General features: G+C 65.1%; 18 protein-coding genes. 7 read left to right on the top strand and 11 right to left on the bottom strand.

Features of this window, described 5'->3' with window-relative positions:
* Positions 1-5 precede the first annotated feature (5 nt).
* Together AC1RNP_RS03425 and AC1RNP_RS03420 are read right to left on the bottom strand one after the other, a co-directional pair.
* Entirely contained in the window at positions 6-332 is a 327-nt protein-coding gene (locus AC1RNP_RS03425; RefSeq protein WP_493049856.1) for a hypothetical protein, read from the bottom strand.
* Positions 333-984: 652 nt separating this feature from the next.
* Positions 985-1,896, bottom strand: a complete 912-nt coding sequence (locus AC1RNP_RS03420) for an AfsR/SARP family transcriptional regulator (protein ID WP_493049855.1) — start codon at positions 1,894-1,896, stop codon at positions 985-987.
* A 418-nt stretch (positions 1,897-2,314) separates the two neighbouring features.
* Here AC1RNP_RS03420 and AC1RNP_RS03415 point away from each other — a divergent pair, with 418 nt between their 5' ends.
* Positions 2,315-2,671, top strand: a complete 357-nt coding sequence (locus tag AC1RNP_RS03415) for a helix-turn-helix domain-containing protein (RefSeq protein ID WP_493049854.1) — start codon at positions 2,315-2,317, stop codon at positions 2,669-2,671.
* Positions 2,672-2,743: 72 nt separating this feature from the next.
* Here AC1RNP_RS03415 and glnE read toward each other — a convergent pair whose 3' ends face one another.
* Entirely contained in the window at positions 2,744-5,536 is a 2,793-nt protein-coding gene (glnE, locus tag AC1RNP_RS03410) for a bifunctional [glutamate--ammonia ligase]-adenylyl-L-tyrosine phosphorylase/[glutamate--ammonia-ligase] adenylyltransferase (RefSeq protein WP_493049853.1), read from the bottom strand.
* A gap of 205 nt (positions 5,537-5,741) precedes the next feature.
* Here glnE and AC1RNP_RS03405 point away from each other — a divergent pair, with 205 nt between their 5' ends.
* Genes AC1RNP_RS03405 through AC1RNP_RS03395 form a run of 3 tightly spaced genes read left to right on the top strand, consistent with a single transcriptional unit; the run spans position 5,742 to position 9,201 of the window.
* Entirely contained in the window at positions 5,742-7,847 is a 2,106-nt protein-coding gene (locus AC1RNP_RS03405) for a TonB-dependent receptor (protein ID WP_493049852.1), read from the top strand.
* A 2-nt stretch (positions 7,848-7,849) separates the two neighbouring features.
* Positions 7,850-9,004 carry a PepSY-associated TM helix domain-containing protein gene (locus AC1RNP_RS03400; protein WP_493049851.1) on the top strand — a complete coding sequence of 385 codons (1,155 nt, stop codon included), beginning with the start codon at positions 7,850-7,852 and terminating at the stop codon, positions 9,002-9,004.
* On the top strand, positions 9,001-9,201 hold the full coding sequence (locus AC1RNP_RS03395; RefSeq protein ID WP_493049850.1) for a hypothetical protein: 201 nt from the start codon (positions 9,001-9,003) through the stop codon (positions 9,199-9,201). Before AC1RNP_RS03400 ends, AC1RNP_RS03395 begins: the two co-directional genes overlap by 4 nt.
* Positions 9,202-9,886: 685 nt before the next feature.
* On the opposite strand, the gene AC1RNP_RS03390 is transcribed toward AC1RNP_RS03395, so the two are convergent.
* Together AC1RNP_RS03390 and AC1RNP_RS03385 are read right to left on the bottom strand one after the other, a co-directional pair.
* Positions 9,887-11,521 (bottom strand): phytoene desaturase family protein, encoded by a 1,635-nt coding sequence (locus tag AC1RNP_RS03390; protein ID WP_493049849.1) that lies wholly within the window; start codon positions 11,519-11,521, stop codon positions 9,887-9,889.
* A complete protein-coding gene (locus AC1RNP_RS03385) occupies positions 11,518-12,651 on the bottom strand; it encodes a UDP-N-acetylglucosamine--N-acetylmuramyl-(pentapeptide) pyrophosphoryl-undecaprenol N-acetylglucosamine transferase (RefSeq protein ID WP_493049848.1) in 1,134 nt (377 codons plus the stop codon). Before AC1RNP_RS03385 ends, AC1RNP_RS03390 begins: the two co-directional genes overlap by 4 nt.
* Positions 12,652-12,946: 295 nt before the next feature.
* Here AC1RNP_RS03385 and AC1RNP_RS03380 point away from each other — a divergent pair, with 295 nt between their 5' ends.
* The gene (locus tag AC1RNP_RS03380; protein WP_493049847.1) at positions 12,947-14,314 is read left to right on the top strand and encodes an alkaline phosphatase PhoX; all 1,368 of its coding nucleotides are present in this window, start codon (positions 12,947-12,949) and stop codon (positions 14,312-14,314) included.
* Positions 14,315-14,395: 81 nt separating this feature from the next.
* Here the strand turns inward: AC1RNP_RS03380 and groL are convergent, their stop codons facing one another.
* The 4 genes from groL to AC1RNP_RS03360 all read right to left on the bottom strand — a co-directional run bounded on the left by groL (position 14,396) and on the right by AC1RNP_RS03360 (position 18,433).
* Positions 14,396-16,036, bottom strand: coding sequence for a chaperonin GroEL (groL, locus tag AC1RNP_RS03375; protein WP_493049846.1), 1,641 nt, complete (start codon positions 16,034-16,036; stop codon positions 14,396-14,398).
* Positions 16,037-16,092: 56 nt separating this feature from the next.
* Positions 16,093-16,380 carry a co-chaperone GroES gene (gene groES, locus AC1RNP_RS03370; protein ID WP_493049845.1) on the bottom strand — a complete coding sequence of 96 codons (288 nt, stop codon included), beginning with the start codon at positions 16,378-16,380 and terminating at the stop codon, positions 16,093-16,095.
* A 210-nt stretch (positions 16,381-16,590) separates the two neighbouring features.
* Positions 16,591-17,349 carry an SDR family NAD(P)-dependent oxidoreductase gene (locus AC1RNP_RS03365; RefSeq protein WP_493049844.1) on the bottom strand — a complete coding sequence of 253 codons (759 nt, stop codon included), beginning with the start codon at positions 17,347-17,349 and terminating at the stop codon, positions 16,591-16,593.
* A gap of 73 nt (positions 17,350-17,422) precedes the next feature.
* Entirely contained in the window at positions 17,423-18,433 is a 1,011-nt protein-coding gene (locus AC1RNP_RS03360; protein WP_493049843.1) for a zinc-dependent alcohol dehydrogenase family protein, read from the bottom strand.
* A 95-nt stretch (positions 18,434-18,528) separates the two neighbouring features.
* On the opposite strand from AC1RNP_RS03360, the gene AC1RNP_RS03355 reads away from it, so the two are divergent.
* A complete protein-coding gene (locus tag AC1RNP_RS03355) occupies positions 18,529-19,464 on the top strand; it encodes a LysR family transcriptional regulator (RefSeq protein ID WP_493049842.1) in 936 nt (311 codons plus the stop codon).
* Between the two features lie 39 nt (positions 19,465-19,503).
* Here the strand turns inward: AC1RNP_RS03355 and AC1RNP_RS03350 are convergent, their stop codons facing one another.
* Positions 19,504-20,007: a hypothetical protein gene (locus AC1RNP_RS03350; RefSeq protein ID WP_493049841.1), complete on the bottom strand. Its 504-nt coding sequence runs from the start codon at positions 20,005-20,007 to the stop codon at positions 19,504-19,506.
* 169 nt (positions 20,008-20,176) lie between these two features.
* Between AC1RNP_RS03350 and cutA the strand changes: the two genes are divergently transcribed.
* Entirely contained in the window at positions 20,177-20,503 is a 327-nt protein-coding gene (gene cutA, locus AC1RNP_RS03345) for a divalent-cation tolerance protein CutA (RefSeq protein WP_493049840.1), read from the top strand.
* Between the two features lie 43 nt (positions 20,504-20,546).
* Here the strand turns inward: cutA and AC1RNP_RS03340 are convergent, their stop codons facing one another.
* Positions 20,547-21,491 (bottom strand): esterase/lipase family protein, encoded by a 945-nt coding sequence (locus tag AC1RNP_RS03340; protein ID WP_493049839.1) that lies wholly within the window; start codon positions 21,489-21,491, stop codon positions 20,547-20,549.
* Positions 21,492-21,759: the final 268 nt, after the last annotated feature.

Raw genomic sequence — 21,759 nt, 5'->3', positions numbered from 1 at the left:
GTCTCCTAGCGGCGCTTGCGGGCGCTGTTGGCAGAGGAATTGGACGAAAGCGGCGACGGAACCGCGAACTCGACGGCATCACTCGCCTCGGCATCCGTTTCGATGACCGAAGAGATGCACTCCCAGAAACGTTGCTGGGCGTCGATGCCGATGTCGTGCAGATGCGGCTTCATGAATTCGAGCACTGCTTCCAGATGGCGGAAGAACACGCGCTGCCCCGACTGCACGTGCTCGACCGAGCCGCGCCACTCGCACGACGCGCTGTCGGCATCACCGCGCTCGCACCAGACCCGGACGATGAAGGCTGCGGTGCGGTCCTCGAGCAGTGCCATGGCGGCGGAGTCCGTCGATTCGACATGGGCCGAGACTGCTCTTGCGGCATCACGGGGGGATCACCGTGGGATCACGGGGGAATCACGAGAGAGAGGTTTCTGGTGATGTCGGTGTGATGTCTTTTGGTTTTGGGATCGTTGTCTCTTATAAGCAAAGGCGTTTCGCCCCTTTGGGGCGAGTTCATTTCTTTTGATAAGCGTCAAAAGAAACGAACCAAAGAAAAACGCTTTTCTCGACACGGCAATCCCATGGCGGGTTGAGCCCCAGGATTTTCCGACTCGCCATCCATGGCTCGGTCGGAAAACGGCGGGCGTCCTGCCCGCCGCCCTTCGGGTCTAGAGGCGTATCGGCTTGCACGCTTTAGCAGCCAAGAGCAAAAGATTTGCTCGGCTTTGCTTCGCTTTTCGCTTCTAAAGATGCCTGAGCGCTCTTAGCCCCCGGAGACCCGGAGGGCGGCGCACAGGGATGTGCGCCGTTTTTCGACCGAGCCATGGATGGCGAGTCGAAAAATCCTGATAGCAATGATGTTCTGGGGCTGCTTCGTCGGGAAAAGCGTTTTTCTTTGGTTCGTTTCTTTTGACGCTTATCAAAAGAAATGAACTCGGCCGCGACAGCGGACGAAACGCCTTTTCTTCCAGAGTAAAAAACAACCTAACCCAAAAACCGCAAACTCAACTGCAACTGCTCATCCGCATGCGCAAGATACCCCCGCGCCGAATCAATCATCTGCCGCGCCGCACTTTCCCCAGCCCCAACCCCAGGCACGGACATAGGCATAGAAACCCCGGACTCAACAGAACCCCCAATCGCACTATCCGCAATCTTCTGATACAGCCCCATCGTCTCCCGCATCGGCTGAATCGCCAACTCCCGCCGTAGCAACTCACGACAATGCTCGAACTGCCGCAACGCCTGCGCACGCTGCCCATTGAGCACGAACAACTGCATCAACTCCCGATGCACGTCCTCGCGCAACGCATCGTGATCGAGGATCGCCTGCGCATGCCGGATGCCCTCGGCGTACTGCCGGCGGATCGTCGCGATCTGGATAAGCCGTCCCAGCGCATTCAGATAATCGCGCCGGTATTTCTCGCGCTCACGCAGCGCCCAGTCGTCGGTCATGTCCATCAGGATGTCGGACTTGTACAGCGCCACGCCGTGTTCGAGCCCCGCGATGTCCTCGTCGGTCAACCGCTCCGGCGGCTTGGAGAGTCCTGGCGCAATGGCGTGCTGGAATTCCTCCACATCCAGCCACAGCTGCGCCGATCCGTTCAGACCGATCGCACCTCTGCGATCGCAGACGATCACATCCCCGTGCTTGTGCGGTGGCGGCTCGATCAGCCTGCGCAGGCGCCAGAGCGCCGTGTTGAATGATCCCGGCGTGCTCGCGCCGGTGCGTTCAGGCCACAGGCTGCCGAGCAAGTCCGAACGGCTGAAGTAGCAGCCGCGGCCAAGCGCCAGATAGGCCAGCAGGCTCGCGCTGCGGCCGGCCACGGCGAGCTGCTGGCGTTCGTCGTCGCCAGCCGCCACCGTCAGGGATCCGAACAGCCAGATCTTGATCATTCCCGTCGTCCATCCGATTCACCAGCGGGCGGTCGAGAAAGCGTTCCCCGGGCCGATGTCCGTTCGCCCGAGGCGAACCGTGACCGGCCTCACCTTTCTTTTTCCGCCAACGCCTCCGGAACCCGCACCGGGCCTTCGCCCTCCCCTCGCGGACCCGACGCACTCGTGACGGCGGCATCGCGCCGCCGAGACGGATGCCCTGAAAAGCGGTTTCTTTCTCGCATAACCTCCCCGCTCAGAGAAGGGGTCTGCTTCCGATGTCAGGTGTAAGCTCTGCTTTCCGTTAGTGTTGTTGATGGCCTTGGTCGATGGGGAGACCGGCCAGGGCAAGCAAAACGAAACAATCGCGAGCAAGAATCGCTGTCTGTTAAGGCGCGGGGAGCGCGCCGCAGACAGCCGCCACCGGGAGAGAACGCAGATGAGTACCTTGTCCGTTCGCGTCAGGAAGGCGCGATCGCTGGTACGTCTTTCGCAAGCTGAACTGGCGAGACGTATCGGCGTGAAGCGCAGTGCGGTCACGCAGTGGGAGAATCCGGAGGGCACCACGCCGAGCGTGGATCATCTGATCCAGATCGCGCTGCTCACCAGCACCAACTTCGAATGGCTGGCGACCGGACGCGGCCCCAGCTGCAGCGAGGTGACGGAGCCGGCGTCCGTGATCGTCGACGACTACGCCCGCGACGAATACGAAAGCCGGATGCTGACGCAGCTGCGCCTGATGCCGATGATGAAGCGCAGGATGGCACTCGACATCATCGGCGTGCTGGCGCGGTAGAACGATTCCCCGGGCCCATGGGCCGTCATCCCGCGAAGCGGGAATGACGAGCTTTGCGCCCTGATTCAATCCCTAGAATTCAAGTTGTGCCTTGCGCGCGGCGGCATCGACGCTCGCGCGTGCGACATCGATCGCCTCGCCTCCGCTCACGAAGCGGCGGCGGCGATCCAGCGTGCACTCCAATCCCGCCGCCAGCATCGCCGCATGCGCGGAGAGCAGCGCTTCGAGCGTTGCATCGTCGAGGGTACCCGCGGCATGCGCCGCGAGGATCAACCCCGGCGTATCACGCGGCGCCAGCAGCGCCGGCAATCCAGCGGCATCGCGCAATACAAGATACTGCACCAGAAATTCCAGATCGACGAGCCCGCCCTTGCCCTGCTTGAGATCGAAACCGGCGGCATTGCTGCGATCCAGCTCCGCGCGCATCTTCCGGCGCATGCTGATCACATCCTCGCGCAACTTGTCGGCATCGCGATCACGCCCCAGCGTTTCGCTGCGGATGCGCTCGAAATCCTCGCGCAGGCCGGCATCGCCGGCGACGGCGCGGGCACGCACGAGCGCCTGATGCTCCCAGGTCCAGGCGCGGTTGCGCTGGTAATCCGAATAACTGGCCAGACTCGACACCAGCAGGCCTTTCCCACCATCCGGACGCAGGCGAACATCGATGTCGTAAAGGCGTCCGGCCGCGGTCACCGTACCGAGCATGGCGACGATCTTCTGCGCCAAACGCGCGAACCAGCGCGGGGCGTCCAGCGAACGCGCGCCGTCGGAATGCGCATCGGCCGCAGCGTCGTAGAGGAAGACGAGGTCGAGATCGGAGCCGAAACCCAGCTCCTCGCCGCCGAGGCTGCCGTAACCGACGATGGCGAAGCGGGCGCCGGGAATATCCCCATGCGCGGCGTGCAGTTCGCGTCGTGAGAGCGCAAGCACGACACCGAGCACCGCGTCGGCCAGCCATGCCAGCTGGCGCGCGCTGTCCTGCGCACGCTGGCGTCCGTCCAAGGTCGCCAGCGCGATGCGAAAGCTGAGCGCCTGACGGGTTTCGTTGAGCGTCATCAACGCGGTTTCGGTGTCGTCGTGCTGCAAGGCCGCCTCGCACGCGCGTGCGAGGTCGTCGCGCTCCGGCAATGGGCCGGCCACGCGTGCGTCGAGCAGTTCGTCCAGCAACAGCGGCAGCGTCGCGAGTCGCTCCGCGAGAAGCGCGCTGCGAATCACCGCATCCACCAGGCGTGCCAGCGCCGCAGGCTGCTCGTCGAGCAGCGCCAGATAGCTCGCACGACGAAGGATGTTGTGCAGCAACGCGAGCAGGCGTTGCAGTGCCAGGCCCGGATCGTTCGCGGCGCCCGCGGCTTTGACCAATTGCGGCAGCACGCGATCCAGCCGCGCGCGGGCGACGTCGGACAGCTCACGCACGCCCGATGTGCGCGCGAAGTCGCGCAGCATCGCGTCGGCGGCGTCAGTTTCTGCATAACCCACGGCAGTTAGCGCCTGTGCATCGCCACCTTCGGGGAGTGCGAGCCAATAGCCCGCAAGATCGCTGTCGGTCGCCGCATCGCCAGCCGCTTGCCGGCGCTGCGGTGCCAGCAGCGCCTCGAACTCGGCCGCCACTCGCGCGCGCCGCGCATCCAGTGCCGCACGCAGCGCTTTCCAGTCCGGATAGCCAAGCCCGTTCGCGATCCGCATCCGATCGAGATCGTCATCGGGCAGCGTATGCATTTGCGCATCCCGCAACATCTGCAGGCGATTTTCGAGGCGACGCAAATAGATGTAGTCCTCGGACAGGGCATCGTGGGTATCCGTCGAGACCTGATGCGCATCCCGCAGCGCGCGCAAGGCCGGCAGCAGCCGACGCTCGCGCAGGGCCGCATCGCGACCTCCGTGGATGAGCTGTAGTGCCTGTGCGAAGAATTCGACCTCGCGAATGCCGCCGGACCCACGCTTGATGTCGTCTTCCAGTTCCTTGCGCGCCACTTCCGCCGCGATCGCCGCCTTCATCGCACGCAGGCCGTCGAGCGCGCCGAAATCGAGATAGCGGCGATAGACGAACGGCCGCAGCGTTTCAAGGAACGACTCTCCAGCCTCGAGATCGCCCGCCACCGGCCGCGCCTTCTGCCAGGCATAACGCTCCCAGTCACGGCCTTCGCGCTGGAAATACTGCTCCATCGCGGCGAACGACAACGCCACGCGCCCGGCATTGCCGAACGGCCGCAGACGCAGATCGACGCGATGACAGAAACCATCGGCGGTCTTCTCGTCGAGCAGCTTCGCCAGCTGCTGGCCGACGCGGGCGAAATACGCTTCCGCCGCGAGCGGACGCGCTCCATCGCTCTCCCCTTCCTCGGCGTATGCGTAGACCAGATCGATGTCGGAACTGAAGTTCAATTCGCCGCCGCCGAGCTTGCCGAGCCCGAACACGACCAACCGCTGCACACGGCCGTCGCTCCCGCGCACATGGCCATGACGTTGCGCGAATTCCTGCTCGATCGCGGCGAGTGCCGCCTGCAGGCAGGCTTCCGCCAGACGCGTGCTGCTGGCGAGCGTGGCCTCGACCGTGTCGTGGCCGAGCACGTCACGCCAGATCAGCCGCACCGATTCGTTCTGGCGATAGCGCCGCAACAGCGCGGGCCAGTCGCCGCGGTTGTCGGCGTCGAGCACCGGGGGCGGCGATGCCTCTTCGCCGTCATCAGAGGCCAGGCGTGCGAGCAATTCGGGCCGTTTCGCCAACACGCCAGCCGCGAAGTCGCTGGCGATGACCACGCGCCGCAGCTTGTCCGCGAGCACGGCATCCTTGCCAACATCCACCAGCGGCGCGACGGCACGCTGCACCAGGGCATCCAGCGATGCGGGGAGGCTATGTTCGTTCACCCCGCGATTGTGGCATCGCCGCGAGCCGCCGGGATCGCTTGGAAACCCCTGGGTACCGTATTAACATGCCGTGGCGGAGCCGGCTCGCCGCTGCTCCGAACTCCTCTTTCCGTCGCCAGCACGCCGGCCCTGCCGCATCGCCAGCTTACGCATCCTCCCGGATGCGCGGTCGAGGCACGAACAATTTTTTGTTGGTGTCCATCCGATGCTCGCGACGTCCCGTCGTTCCGTTGCCGCGCCCGCGGCTCGCTCTTCCCTCGCGCTTGCGCTGAGCCTGGTGCTCGGCGTGCTCATCTCCGATCAGGTCGCCGCGGAAGAAGCACCGCCGCCGTCGGCGACCACGCTCGACACGGTCACCGTCATCGCCGATAAGCAGGGCCGCTCCCAGCGCGACACCGGCACCAGCCTCACGGTCATGGACGGCCAGACGCTGCAGGCGCGCGGCCTGGACGACAGCCGCACGTTGCTCGGCAACCTGGCCAACGTCACCAGCGCCGGCGTCGGCAATCTCGCGCCAGCAGTGCGCGGCGTGGACGGAACGGGGCCGGCCACCGGCTCGGACGCCTTCTTCGCCGGCACGCGCCCGCGCCTGAGCCTGAGCATCGACGGGCGCCCGGCCAGCTACAACGAGATCGTGTTCGGCGGTGATTCGCTCTGGGACGTGCAGCAGATCGAACTGCTGCGCGGCCCGCAGAGCCTGTTGCAGGGCCGTAACGCCATCGCCGGCACGCTGGCGATCAAGACCCGCGATCCCAGCTGGGAACCCGAAGGCAGCGTGCGCCTGCTCGCCGGCAACCGCGATCGGCGCCAGGCCGCGTTCGCGATCGCAGGACCGCTGGCCGGCGATCAGATCGCCTTCCGCATCGCCGGCGACGTGCAGCGCCAGCACAGCTATCTCGACTTCACGCCGATCCCCGGCGCCTCCGATCCCGGCGAATTCGAGACCCGCACGCTGCGCGGCAAGCTGCTGTTCAAGCCGGACGCGCTGCCGGACTTCAGCGCCCTCCTCACCTTCCAGCATGCGCAATCGCGCGCGCCGCAGTTGGAGTCTGTGTCGCGGCCGTTCGACGAGGACCGCACGAGCACGCCGGACATGCCGGTCTTCGACAACCGCAGCAACGTGCTGATCGCGGACACGCAGTGGCGCCTGAGCGATCGCCTGCGCTGGGACAACCTGATCTCGGCCACCGATCTGCACGTGAAGCGCGACGCGCCGGTGGGCACCGGCATCGCCACCATCGACAATCGCGAATACGTGCTGGAACCGAAACTGGTCCTCGAAAAGGGCGATGCGCGCACCAGCGGCATCTTCGGCGCCTACTTCTTCCGAGCCAACCAGTACGAGATCATCGATTTCCCGACCAATGAGCGCTTCCGCGATGAGATCCGCACCGCCGCGCTCTACGGCGAAACCCAGATCGCGCTCCGCGACGATCTGGAACTGAGCCTGGGCGCGCGCTACGAGCGCGAAAGCCATCGTCGCGTCGGCGGCGACGGCGCAGTGGTCAACATCGATATCGACAAGACCTACAACGCCTTCCTGCCCAAGCTCGGCCTGAGCTGGCGCGCCAATGAGCACTGGACATTCGGCGGCCTGGTCTCGCGCGGCTACAACGCCGGCGGTGGTGGCGTCGTGGCGGCCTACACACCCGAGGCGTTCACGTTCCGCAACTACAGCTACGACGCGGAATACGTGGTCAACTACGAACTGTTCTTTCGCGGCGAACTGGCCGACGGCCGCGTGCAACTCACCGGCAACGTCTTCTATGGCGACTACCGCGACATGCAGTTGCCGTTCGATCTCGATCCGAGGCCAGGCGTGTGGTCGGTCGAAGTACGCAACGCCGATCGCGCCCGCAACTACGGCGCGGAATTCGGGCTGCGCTGGCAGGCGACGCCATCGCTGGAACTTTATTCGTATATCGGCCTGTTGCGAACCGAGGTGACCGAATATCCGAACTCGGGCATCGAGGGCAACGAATTCGCCAACGCGCCCACGTTCACCTCCAACCTCGGCCTGCTCTGGCGCGGCGTGGGTGGCGGCGAATTCGACCTCAACGCGCGTCATTCCAACGCCTACTACTCCGACATCGAGAACCGCCCGCTGGGCCGCACCGATGCCTACTGGCTCGTCAACGCCAAAGGCGGCTATCGCTTCGGCAAGACCTATCTTTTCGCGGGCGTCGACAACCTCTTCGACGACCGCTCCGCGCTGCAGATCTACACCTACAGCATCGACCCCAGCCCCTACGACTCCGCCACGCTGATCCGCCCTCGCAGCTGGTACGTCGGCGTGCAATACGACTGGTGATCATGGATACGCGCAACGGTTCCCGCTGGTTCCGCCTCAATCTCTGGCTGCATCGCTGGACCAGCCTGGTGGCGACGCTGCCGTTCCTGGTGTTGTGCCTGACCGGCACCGTGCTGATCTTCCACGAAGAGATCGACGCGGCGATGGGCGTGGTGCCCACAGCCGAGGGCCTGGAAGCGGCACCGCATCGACCACTGGCCGAGTCGGTGAACAACATCCTCGCCGTCTCGCCCGGCGAGCGCGTGCTCAGCCTCGGCATCGATCCCAAGGATCATCCCGGCGTATTGCTGCTGGTGACCGCGGCGGCCACCGAGAACACGTTCGACAACGCCAAACTGCGCTTCACGCGCCTGGCCGATGCCAAGCCAACCGACGGACAGGCGCTGGACGCCGACAAGACGTTGACCGGCTTCCTGCTGGAACTGCATGCGCAATGGTTCCTCGGTCCGATCGGCGAACTCGTCGGTGCGCTGATCGCGCTGCTGGTGCTGCTGTCACTGTTGTCGGGCCTGGTGGTCTACGCGCCCTACGTCAAGCGCGTGGTCTTCGGCGTGTTGCGGCGCGGGCGCGGTCCGCGGTTGCTGCAGTTGGACCTGCACAACTTCATTGGCGCGATCGTGCTCGGCTGGGCGCTGGCGGTCACCATCACCGGCTTCCTGCTTGGCTTCGGCAGCATCGCCACCGGCCTGTGGGCAAAGACCGAACTGGCGGAAGTGCGCCGCATGAGCGATGCGCGCACGGTTGATCGTCGCCATCCGCCGCTCGATACCGACGGCGCCTATCGCGCTGCTCTCGCAGCGGCGCCGCGCGGCTGGCACGTCAATTCGATCATCTTTCCGGGCACCGATTTCTCCACCGACCGCCACTACACCGTGCTGATCAACGGCGACGGCCTGGATGAGCGCCTGTTCCGCGTGGCGCTGGTGGATGCGGTCGACGGCAGCGTCGCCGCGGCCAAGGAATTGCCGCTGTACATGAAGGCGATCGTGTTCTCGCAACCGCTGCACTTCGGCGATTACGGTGGTTTGGCGCTGAAGCTGTTGTGGACGGCATGCACCTGGCTGACGCTGTTCATCACCGGCAATGGTGCCTGGCTATGGTGGAACCGCAGACGCAAGCGTCCGCGCGCCGTGACATCGGCTGGAGCACAGGCATGAACGGTCGACGGACGCTGGCACTTGTTCTCGTGCTCGCATTGATCTGCATTGCCGGCATCGTCGGCATGCTGCTGAGCGAAAGCGCGCTGGACTGGTTGTTCTTCGCGATGACAGCGGCGCCCCTGCTGATCGGCGCATGGCGTTGGTGGGCATCGCGCGGTGACGAGATGCCGCGGCGCCAAGGCAGCATGCGCTGATCATCAAGTTCAACGAGCCAGGCGCGGCCGTGATAACGCGCTAGGACAGCGCACTCGTCATCGACATGCCGCCGCTCGCCCTCCCTGTCAGCGCCGGCGATTCCGCACGAAAACACCGCGGCACGGCATGCGGGCAAAAAAAAGCCCGGAGCGGCGGACCGCTTCGGGCTTTTGCTCCCTCCCCCACGTCGGGTGCGAGCGAATCGTGAAGGAGACGTTACCCACGATGCACGCTGCACTGCAAAAAAATACTGACGGGTTCAGGAAACCGCATCGACCATGCATGCGATTTCTATCGTTCTAAACCGCACCATTTCGCCATTTGCGGGCATTCGTTCGACGTCTGCCGAAGACCGCCACAAACCGCAAATCACGCACGGGAATCCAGCGTCGCAGACACCGTTGCGCAGCGGTGTGCGCTGCACTCGGTTCTTGCGGCATTCTGGAAACGATTCCGTCCCGATCGGTGCGATCGATGCTCCGCTTCGGCGGGACCACGTCGATCACTCAAAATTTCGACAATCGAAGAGGTGTCGATCCGCTGTCGTTACATACGACAGTGGCATCCGCCGTATGGATGCGGCGCCCATCGGCGACAACGGCTCTCCGCGGGGCCTCCACGCCAACATCACTCATCGGGACCATCGGCTGCAGGATGTGAAGCATCGCGCCGACGTTTCACGATTCAGCTTGGGCGCGGACTGCGTCCGAGATCGCGCAGGATTTCGCGCGCCGCGTTGCGACCCGGCAAGCCGGTGACGCCACCGCCGGGATGTGTGCCGGAGCCGCACAGATAAAGACTGCGCAAGGCGCCACGGTAATTGCCCTGGCCGAGCAACGGACGCGCCGAGAACAGCTGATCGAGGCCGAGCGATCCGTGGAAGATATCGCCGCCGATCAGGCCGAAACGCCGTTCAAGATCCAGCGGCGAGAGCGCTTCGTAACCCAGCACGCTGCGCTTGAAATTCGGCGCGTAGGCGTCGACGGTTTCGATCATCAGTTGCGCGACGGTGTCGCGGTGCGCATCCCAGCCGCCGTCAACCTCGCTGCTGTCGGACAACTCCGGACTCACGTGCTGGCAGAACAGGCTGGCGACGTGCTGACCCGCCGGCGCGAGCGTGTCGTCGAGCGTGGAAGAGATCACCACCTCGACGATCGGCGCGCGCGCCCAGCCGGCGTTGTATTGCTTCGATTTCGCGTCGAAGTAGGCCTGCTCGAAATAGCGCAGCGACGGCCCGATCAGGATGCCGCTCTGATGATGCGGTTGCAGCTGCGTTCCCGGCGCGGCGGTGAAATCCGGCAATTCCGACAAGGCGACGTTCATGCGGAACGTTCCCGATCCGCAGCGATAGCGCGCGATGCGCTCGGCAGTATCCTCGTCGAGCGCGTTGCGTTCGACCAGCTTCGTGTAAAGCAGCTTCGGATTGAGATTCGACACGACGGTGCGGGCGCGGAATTCGCGTCCATCCGCCAGCCCCGCGCCGACTGCACTGCCGTTCTCGATCAGCACATGCGCCACATCGGCATCGGTTTCGACGATGACGCCGCGTGCGGCGCATTCTTTCGCCATCGCCTGCGTGATCGCGCCCATGCCGCCAATGGCGTGTCCCCACACGCCGCTCTTGCCGTTGACCTCGCCGAAGACGTGATGCAACAGCACGTAGGCCGAACCGGGCGTGTACGGACTGGCGAAATTGCCGACCACCGAATCCCAGCCAAGCACCGCCTTCAGCGGTTCGGACTCGAACCACTGATCGAGCATCTCTCCGGCCGACTTGGTGAACAGGTCGAGCAGATCGCGGCGGCCGCGCATGTCCAGGTGCTTGAGCTGCTTCGCCACCGCATACGAGGACAGCCAATCGGCGAGCACGAAACGATCACTCACGTTCGGCGGCGTGCGCGTCATCAGCTCGCGCAGCACGACGACGATGCGGTCGAGCATGTCGTAGTACGCAGGTAACCGTTCCGCGTCCCGCCGCGACCAGCGCGCGACTTCCGCCTGTGTGCCGGCCCCGCCGAGGCGGAACGCGCGCCCGTCCGGTAGCGGCAGGAAATTCGCGTAAGGCCGCTCCACCACGCGCAGGCCGTGTTCGGCCAGGCGCAGCTCGCGAATCACTTTCGGATTGAGCAGGCTGACCGTGTAGCTGGCGACCGAATTACGGAATCCGGGATGGAATTCCTCGGTGACCGCGGCACCGCCGACGATGCCGCGCCGCTCCAGCACGCGCACGCGCAATCCGGCGGCGGCGAGATAGGCGGCGCAGACGAGGCCGTTGTGGCCGCCGCCGATGATCAGAACGTCGGAAGTCTGTTCGCTCATTTCGCACCTCGCGCAGCCAGCATGCGTTCGACCTGATCGGCCAGATTGGCCGCCGCTTGCGGACGCGCCATCGTGCTGGCCACCGCGGCCGCTTGCGGGAGTTGCGTGTCGGAGGCGAATAACTCCGCCAGCAACGCGGCCAAGGCTTCGACGCTGAGGTCCGGCTCCATCACGCACCAGCCGGCGCCGGCCGCGGCCATCGTCTCGGCGTTGCGGCGCTGTTCCTCGCGCGAACCGCCTTGCGGAATCGGCACGAAGATCGCCGGACGCCCGACCGTGAGCAGATCGGCGGCGGTACTCGCGCCCGCGCGCGTGATGACCAGATGCGCCTGCGCCAGGCGCGCGCCCATGTCCTCGAAGAACGGGCGGATCGTGGCTTCCACACCGGTTTCGCGCAATCGCGCGGCGATGATGTCGGTATCGTCGCCTTTGTATTGCAGCGACACGTGCAAGCGTCGACGGATCTGCTCCGGCAACGCCAACAGCGCTGGCGGCACCGTTTCGCCGAAGACGCGCGCGCTCTGGCTGCCGCCGACGACCAGCAGATGCAATGGAGTTTCCATCGAGAGCGCGGGATACGGCGCACGCGCGGCGAGAATGTCGCGCCGCACCGGATTGCCGGTCTCGACGATATTCGCGGCATCGAAGCCATCGGCGCCGGACACGCGCGGAAACGAGATGGCGAGCGCATCGGCGAAGCGCAGCAGCTGCCGGTTCGCCATGCTGAGCTGGGTCGCCTGTTCGTGCAGCAGCAGCGGCAGGCCGCGGATCTTCGCCGCCATCGCCGGCGCGAAACTCGGATAGCCACCGAAGCCGGCCACCAAAGCGACGCCGCGACGCTTCATGTCGCGCCGCGCCTGCCAGGCCGCGCGCGCGATCGTCAGCGCGGCGGCGAGCTTGCCGATCAGGCCGCCGGCCAGGCTGCGCGCCGGCAACACCACGTAGGGCAGCCCTTCCAGGGCCTTCGTGTAGGCGGCACCGCGGCGCTCCGTGTAGATCACCACCTGGTGCCCGCGTGCGAGCAGTTCGCGTGCCAGCGCTTCCGCCGGGAACAGGTGTCCGCCGGTACCGCCCGCGGCGAGCCCGATCGTGCGTGAAGTGGCGTCTGGATTGCGTGCCGGCTGCGTCATGGAAGGCGTCGAATGGGAAGCCGGGCACTATAGCGGCGGGCGGCGCCAGCAGCCAGAAACAGGCTGCCGCGGCCATGCGGCAAGCGCTGGACGATCGATCATCAATCGTCGACGCGCGGGTATTCCGCGTTGCTTCACGAGTACGGGCGCTGCCACCCGACTGTCATGGTTGCGGAATACGGTCAGCCTTCCCCCAGGCAGCCCGGAGCACCTCATGTCTCGGCAACCCAACCCTTCTGTTCCTAATTCACCTGTTTCCAATTCACCCGCCCCCAACTCCCCCGTTCCCCTCGATATGCTCCGCCGGCGCGAATTCCTGCGCCAGACTTTCATCACCGCCGGCGCGATCAGTCTCGGCAGCTTCCTCGCCGACGACAGCGCCGCGGCCGTCTTGAAGCCCGAACACGGGCACGGACATGGCCACTGGCCGTGGCCCGGCGGCCGTTTCAGTCCGTTCTCGAAATTCTCGGAACTGCAGCCGCCCAATGCCGATGGCGTGATGCTGCCGCAGGGGTTCCATGCGCGCGTCGTGGCGCGTTCGAGCCAGCGCCCGAGCGCGGCCAGCACCTATTCGTGGCACGGCGCGCCCGACGGCGGCGCCACCTTCGCCACGCGCGGTGGCGGCTGGGTCTATGTGAGCAATGCCGAACTTCACGATGGCGCGGGCGGCGTCGGCGCGCTGCGCTTCGATCGCTTTGGAACGGTAATCGACGCGTATCCGATTCTGCTTGGCACGTCGGTCAACTGCGCCGGCGGCCCGACGCCCTGGAACACCTGGCTGTCCTGCGAAGAGCACGCCAGCGGCCTGGTGTGGGAATGCGATCCCTATGTCGCAAACGGTCATCGTCCGGGCCGCTATCCGGACACCGACGGCCGCAGCCTGCCCGCACTCGGCTTGTTCGAGCATGAAGCGGTGGCGGTCGACCCGTTCCAGCGCGTGCTGTACATGACCGAGGATGCCGGCTCCGGCGGTGGCGGACGCATCTATCGCTTCGTTCCCACACATCGCGACTGGCCGCCGGGCCGCGGCGTGCGTCCCAAGCTGCGCGATGGGCGGCTGCAGGTGCTGCGGATCAAGACGTTCGCGGACGATGTCGATCCGAGCGCGCCCAACCTAGCCGGGCGTATCACCATCGACACACCGCCGCAGCCGGTGGAATGGGTCGATGCGCTGGAAGCGGATCAGCCGCAGAGAGCCGTGCGCGACAGCTATCGCGCGGCGGGAACCACGCCGCCCGGCCAGCATTTCCCCAAGGCCGAAGGCATGTGGTTCTTCAACGGCATCGTCTACTTCGTCACCTCGTTCAACCAGCGTATCTGGGCCTACGACACGCATCATTCGACGTTGGAGCTGATCTACGACGGCAACGTGGGCGACAAGAGCAAGCATTCGATCGACGAGCCGGACAATCTGATCGTCTCGCCGCTGGGCGACATCCTGGTGGCCGAGGATTCGGGCAATCTCGAAATCGGCGTGCTGCGATTGCACGACGGTACCTCGCAGCCGTTGATGCGGCTGATCGGGCATGACGACAGCGAGGTCACCGGCCTGGCGTTGTCGCCGGATGGGCGACGCCTGTATTTCAGTTCGCAGCGCGGCGAGACCGGCAACGACGAGGACGGCATCACGTTCGAGGTCACCCTGCCGTTCCCGGCCAAATAATCCGATTCGGAAACGACACAGGCAACAAAAAAGCCCCGCATCGCTGCGGGGCTTTTCTTGTGCTTCACGGGAAGCAGCGGCTTAGAAATCCATGCCGCCCATACCGCCCATGCCGCCGCCGGCCGGCATCGCCGGCTCGTCCTTCTTCGGCAGCTCGGCCACCATCGCTTCGGTGGTGATCATCAGGCCGGCGATCGAGGCTGCGTTCTGCAGCGCCGAACGGGTGACCTTGGTCGGGTCCAGGATGCCGAACTCGATCATGTCGCCGTACTCGCCGTTGGCGGCGTTGTAGCCGAAGTTGCCTTTGCCGTCCTTGACCTTGTTGAGGACGACCGAAGGCTCCTCGCCGCAGTTGGTGACGATCTCACGCAGCGGGGCTTCCATCGCGCGCAGCGCGATGACGATGCCGTGGTTCTGGTCCTCGTTGGCGCCCTTGAGCTGGCCAATGGCCTGCAGCGCGCGGATCAGCGCGACGCCACCGCCCGGGACCACGCCTTCTTCCACCGCCGCACGCGTGGCGTGCAGGGCGTCTTCGACGCGGGCCTTCTTTTCCTTCATTTCGATTTCGGTCGAGGCGCCGACCTTGATCACCGCCACGCCGCCGGCCAGCTTGGCCACGCGCTCCTGCAGCTTCTCGCGGTCGTAGTCGGAGGAGGTTTCCTCGATCTGCGCCTTGATCTGCTTGATGCGGCCTTCGATGCCGGAGGTTTCGCCGGCGCCGTCGATGATCGTGGTGTTTTCCTTGCTGACCTGGATCTTCTTGGCGCGACCGAGATCCTTGATGGTCGCCTTCTCAAGCGAGAGGCCGACTTCCTCGGAGATCACGGTGCCGCCGGTGAGGATGGCCATGTCTTCCAGCATCGCCTTGCGACGGTCGCCGAAGCCCGGCGCCTTGACGGCGCAGACCTTGACGATGCCGCGGATGGTGTTGACCACCAGCGTCGCCAGCGCTTCGCCTTCCACTTCCTCGGCGACGATCAGCAGCGGCTTGCCGGCCTTGGCCACGCCCTCGAGGACGGGCAGCAGGTCGCGCACGTTGGAGATCTTCTTGTCGTGCAGCAGGATGTACGGGTCATCCAGCTCGGCCGACATCGACTGCTGGTTGTTGACGAAGTAGGCGGACAGGTAGCCGCGGTCGAACTGCATGCCCTCGACGACGTCGAGTTCGTTTTCCAGGCCCGAGCCTTCCTCAACGGTGATCACGCCTTCCTTGCCGACCTTCTTCATCGCGTCGGCGATGATGTTGCCGATCGACTCGTCGCTGTTGGCGGAGATCGTGCCGACCTGGGCAATCGCCTTGTCGTCGGCGGTGGGCTTGGAGAGCTTCTTCAGCTCTTCGACGGCGGCCACGACGGCCTTGTCGATGCCGCGCTTGAGGTCCATCGGGTTCATGCCGGCGGCGACCGCCTTGGAACCTTCGCGGATCAGCGCCTGCGCCAGCACGGTGGCGGTGGTGGTGCCGTCACCGGCGTTGTCGGAGGTCTTGGAAGCGACTTCCTTCACCATCTGCGCGCCCATGTTCTCGAACTTGTCGGCCAGTTCGATTTCCTTGGCGACGGAGACGCCGTCCTTGGTGATGGTCGGGGCGCCGAAGCTCTTCTCGAGCACGACGTTGCGGCCCTTCGGGCCGAGGGTGGCCTTGACGGCGTTGGCGAGCACGTTGACGCCGCGCACCATCTTCGCGCGCGCGTCCTCACCGAAACGGATTTCTTTGGCAGCCATGGTTCAAAACTCCAGGGGATTTTTTAGATTCGAAATAGGGGAGCGACGCGGCGCGATCAGCCGACGATGGCGAGGATGTCGTCTTCGCGCACGATCTTGTATTCGACGCCGTCCTGCTTGTAGGACGAGCCCGAGTACTGGCCGTAGATGACCTTGTCACCGACCTTGACCTTCGGGGCGCGCACGCTGCCGTTGTCGAGCGCCTTGCCCTCACCGACGGCGATCACTTCGCCCTTGGTCGGCTTTTCCTTGGCGTTGTCGGGGATGACGATGCCACCGGCGGTGACTTCGTCGGCTTCAACGGGTTTCACGACCACGCGGTCGTAGAGCGGCTTGAGATTCATTGCAACCCTCGCAAATGATTGAAAGAAAAGAATAAATTGGCGAAACAGACGCAAATTTTAGCAGTCGGATGTGACGAGTGCCAAACTCGCGGACAGGAAAACCCGGCGAGGCCGGGATGGCGTTGACATGAGGAGGGCGCCCCGGCTTTTCAAGGGGCGGGGGTCGGCGGCACCCGGACGGCCTCATGCCGTCCCGCCGCACTCACCGGCTCAGTGGGCGAAGTAGTGCATGCCGCCGTCGACGGGAATGACCGCCCCGGTGATGTAGTGGGCCAGGGGCGAAGCCAGGAAGGCGGCCATGTGGCCGACGTCTTCGGGATCGCCAAAATCGCCGGCCGGAATGTTGCGCGCGATGAATTCCTGGCGCTCGGCTTCGGTGACATGCAGGCGAGCCAGGGTCTGCGCGCTCCTGATCCGCCCCGGCGCGATGCAGTTGACCGTGACGCCTTCGGCCGCCACATCGCACGACAAACCCTTGGACCACAGGTGCAAGGCACCTTTGGCGGCGATGGCGGCATTGAGGCGGCGAGGCTCCATCGAACCGCTGATATTGATCACACGCCCCCAGCGGTGGGCGAGCATGCCGGGGAGCAGCAGCTGGGTCAGGCGGCGCGCCGAGGCGAAGTTCAGGGCAAAGGCTTCCTCCCAGACCGTCTCGTCGCTTTGGAAGTCGGTGGGCCGGGAGCCGCCTGCGCAGTTGGCCAGGATGTGGATCGAACCGAGCGCCGCGTGGGCCTGTGCCGCCACGCGAATGATCTGTTCGTGATCGGTGAGATCGCCCTCCAGCACAACGGGCTCGGGATGTCCGGCCGCGCGCAGTTCATCGGCCAAGTCCTGCAGGCCATCGCCGTTGCGCGCGGCGAGTGCGAGGCGGACGCCCTCGCCCGCCAGCACGCGCGCCACTCCGGCGCCAATGCCGGAACTGGCACCCGTCACCAACGCCGTGCGTCCTGTCAGTTGCAAATCCATGATTCAAATTCCTCATACGAAGTCGTGATGTGTGAAATAGCGAAGACATCGCGTCATCGCTCGCCGTCGACGATCAATCCATCCGGATCACTGGCTTGCCGATCGCACGGTTGCTGCCGATCGAGGCGATCGCCGCAACGGCGTCATCGAATCCATGCACGGCGCCCACCACCGGTTCGATGTGATGTCGTTCGACCGCGGCGAGAAAATCCTCGAGATCGTGGCGGCCGCCGACGCTGACGCCGTGCACGTTGAGCTGACGCGACATGATCGGCGCGATCAGGTTCCCGGCGACCTCGAAGCCCTGCAGAAAGCCGACGATCGCGATGTGCGCGTTGTCGGCCGCCGCATCGAGCAGGGCGAGCAATGCGTTGCCCCCGACGACATCGACGATGCCGTCGACACCGCGGCCATCCGTAAGATCGCGCACGGCCGTGGCCAGGTCCGGCGTGCGCTTGTAGTCGATGACGGCGCGCGCGCCGAGCTTGCGCAGCAATGCTGCTTTCGCCTCGTCGCTGGTGGTGGCGATCACGTCGATGCCTTCGGCAACGGCGAGCTGCAACGCCATCAGCGAGACACTTCCGGTGCCTTGCACCAGCAGATGCGATCCGGGCCGCAGTTCCAACCGTCGCAGCGCCGTCCACGCGGTCAGGCCGGACACTGGCAATACCGACACCTGTTCGACATCCAGGAATTCCGGCGCCCGCAATGCGGCGTTCGCCGGCAGGCGGATGTACTGCGCAAGCCAGCCGTCGAGCGGACCGCCGAGCTTGCTTGCGTGATAGGCCGACCGGAACGGGCCGTCCTGCCAGGCGGTGGCGTACAGCCCGACCACGCGCTCACCGATACGAAGATCCTCGACGCCCTCCCCGACCGCCTCGATCCGGCCGACGCCGTCCGACAAGGGCACGAACGGCCGCGGCAGCGACGCCTGATAAAGCCCGGCGGCGAGCGCGTAATCCCGGTAATTGACCGAGGCGGCCTCGACCCGGACCACGACTTCACCGGGGCCCGGCGACGGAGTGGGCAGCAGCAACCGGCGCAGGCTGTCCAAGGTATGGCCCTGGAGTTCGTAGGCATCCATGAGCAACCTCCAAAAAGTGAGGTGCGCAGCCTATTATTGAATCATTCGCAGATATACGATCATTAAATCAAATGATCATTGCTTGAGATTCAATAATGCTCGGCGGACTGTACGCAGAACTGGAAGCTTTCGAGACCATCCTCAAGCAGGGGAGCTTCACCGCAGCCGCGCGCCAGCTCGGCATTACCACCGGCGCGGTCACGCGCCGGCTGCGGACACTGGAAACCCGGCTGGGCATCCAGCTGCTGCACCGCTCAACGCGGCGGCTGAGCCTCACCGAACCCGGCCGCCACTACTACGCCGAGATCGCGCCGGCGCTGGCGCAGATCGCCGCCGCCGCCGAGCGCGCGCGCGATCTGTCGGCACATCCGCGTGGCGAACTGCGCGTGTCGCTGCCGATGAACTTCGGTCGGTTGTACGTGATGCCGCATCTGACCGACTTCCTGCAACGATGGCCGGGCATCGAGGTCGACGCGCAGTTCGACGACCGCCTCGTCGACCTGGTCGGCGAAGGCTTCGATCTGGCGATCCGCATCGGCGCGCTGACCGATTCGCGCCTGGTCGCGCGGCGCCTCGCCGACACGCGACGCATCCTGGTCGCCGCGCCCGACTACCTGAAGCGTCGCGGCACGCCGAAGACGCCGGGCGATCTGGTCGAACACGATTGCCTGCACTACACCTTCTTCGACGGGACTTCGACCTGGACTTTCCATCGCGGCGCCGAGCCCCTACGCGTGCCCGTGCGCGGCCGCCTGAAGTCGAACTACGGCATGCCGCTCGTGGACGCCGCGGTGCAAGGCCACGGCATCCTGCAAAGCGCCACGTTCGCGGTCGCGGAGGAACTCGCCGACGGCCGCCTGTGTGAAGTGCTGCCGGACTGGAATCTGGTGCCGATCGGCATCTATGCCGTCTATCCCGGTCGCGAATACCGGCCGCGCAAGGTCGACGTCTTCATCGATTTCCTGCAGGAAACGATCGGCACGCCGCCGTGCTGGGATCGTCTCCTCGGCGCGGCGACAGCGCGCGGCTGACACGCGCGTTTCAGGGGCGCCGCTGCTGAAGCCGTCGTTTCAGAAACGCCAACCGGCCAGCAACATCGTCTCGCCGCCGTTCGGCTCATGCAGCCTGGCGTTGGAGACATGACGCACGATCAGCGAGAAGCGATCGTGACGCCACCCTGCACTGCTCACGAACTGCGGCGAGCCCGACAAGGCATCGGTGTGACCGGATTGCCCGCCGACGCCGAATCCCAGCAGCCAGCCTCGGTCGAATTCGAGCCGCGCGCCGAGATAGCCGACGGTGACGCCGTCATCGAGGTCGCGATCGCCGCGCACATGGCGGCCGTCGAAATACATCGCGCCGACCTCGGCACGCAGCGTGGCATTCTCGAACCGGCGCCATTCGGGAACCCAGGCCACTGCAACGACGCTGGTCGCCTCGCCGCCGGTGGTGACGGAAACGCCGCCGTAGGCCTCGAACTGCGCGAAGGCGGCGGGACTGATCAAAGCGGAGCTCAGCAAAAGCAACAGCAGCGCCGCCGGTCGCCATTGTCTGGCGATGAGCTTGCGAATCACGGATGCCTCAATGGGGGAGGAGGATCACGCCGCGCTATCTGGGTGTGTGGGGCGCGCAATTAAAGCGATTCGCGGGCGTGTGACACTGAACACACTGTTCCATGCCGAGGGTTCGGGTTCGCTAGACTCGTGCTGTTCTAGAACCGTGCTGCTCTTCAAGAGGCGCGCCATGTCCGACATCCGCATCGTGTTCTGTACCTGCCCCGACAACGACAGTGCATCGCGCATCGCCGAGGCGCTGGTCGGCGAGCGGCTGGCGGCCTGCGTGAACATCCTGCCCGCCATCGATTCGGTATATCGCTGGCAAGGTGCGATCGAGCGCGCCAGCGAGGTGCAGTTGATCATCAAGACTGTCGAGACGCGCGTGACTGCGCTCATCGCGCGCATCCGCGCCCTGCATCCCTACGAACTTCCGGAAATCCTCGCCATCGACGCCGCGGGCGGACTTCCGGATTATCTGGAATGGGTGCGAGCGGAAACGACGCCGGCACCGTAGCCGCATCGAGGCGGCGCCGGCTGCGACCGGCGCCGCGATCGCATCAAGGACTGTAAAGCAGCACCACGTCGCAGGGCGGAACCACCGCGTGCGCCGGGTCCAACGCATTGCCGATCATCGCCACGGCACGGCGCGTATAGGGAATCGCGAAATGGGTGGATCGATCCACCAGGCACGGCCACCATTCTCCAGGCTGCGCCTGCTGGACGTAGCGCGTGCGCACATTGGGCACGGGCGGCGCATCGTAAGCGCCCGACAATGCCGCCTCGTCCGAGCGCGAGCTGATCTGGATGAAATCGACCTGCGACGGCAGCCCGTGATTGTCGCCGTTCAACTCCTCCCAGAAATACGGATCGGCGAACTGCACGAACACCGGAATCGGGCCGATTTCCTCGGCGGCTTCATAGGCGCCTTCCGGCAGAATCCGTAGCAAACGCATCAGCACGTCGTTGAGCGCGCCACCGCCGAAGGAATACGGCGACGACAGCAGCACGGCCCTGTGCACCTTGTCCGCGCCACCCAGATGCTGGATGAAGTAACGCGACTGGATCCCACCCTGCGAGTGGCCGACGATGTCCACCTTCGAGGCACCGGTGGCGGCGAGCACGCGATCGACGAAGACGGCGGTTTCAGCGGCACTGTCTTCCATGTAACCCATGCCGTTCAGACCCGGCGCAATGAAAGGGTCGCGGCCGTAGTTGAAAGTGAAAACGCAGTGCCCGCGATTGTGCAGATAAGGCGAGAGACTGGTCCAGTTCACGGCCGCCGATAGAAACGTGGAAGTCACCAGCACCACCGGATACGGATGCTCGGCATCGGGTTTACAGTTCCAGTCGTTGGCGCCCGGCGGATCGCCGTTCCAGTTCGTCGTGGCGACGATGGTGAAGGGATAGAGGTTGCCGTAAGGCACCGGCAGACTCGCGGCCGCGCCTCCCGGTAACACCAAAGACGCGAACAGCAGGATCAAGGCTGTGATTTGCCTATGCATGTTGCCCTCCCGAGGCAATGTTGCGAATTGTTTTCTTGATCTGATTAGGCATTCACCACGCGTCGACTGAAACAGCGTCATCGTGACGCGGTGGCGCGCGATCGGATGCGATGGCGCGTTTGGATCATGCATCGCCTGCGCGGGAGCCGATTAGCGCGAGATGTCAGCGCACATAGCCTTTCAGGCCATCCGTCATGCCCCGAGGCACGCACGGAACGGACGGCGCTGCCGCCCGGATCCGGCGCGGGCCGGAACATCGGCTCATGAC

This window comes from Luteimonas sp. GW821-FHT14E02 (genome assembly GCF_058803905.1).
The sequence above is the reverse complement of the archived record's forward strand: the minus strand, read 5'-3'. Positions and strand labels throughout refer to the sequence as shown.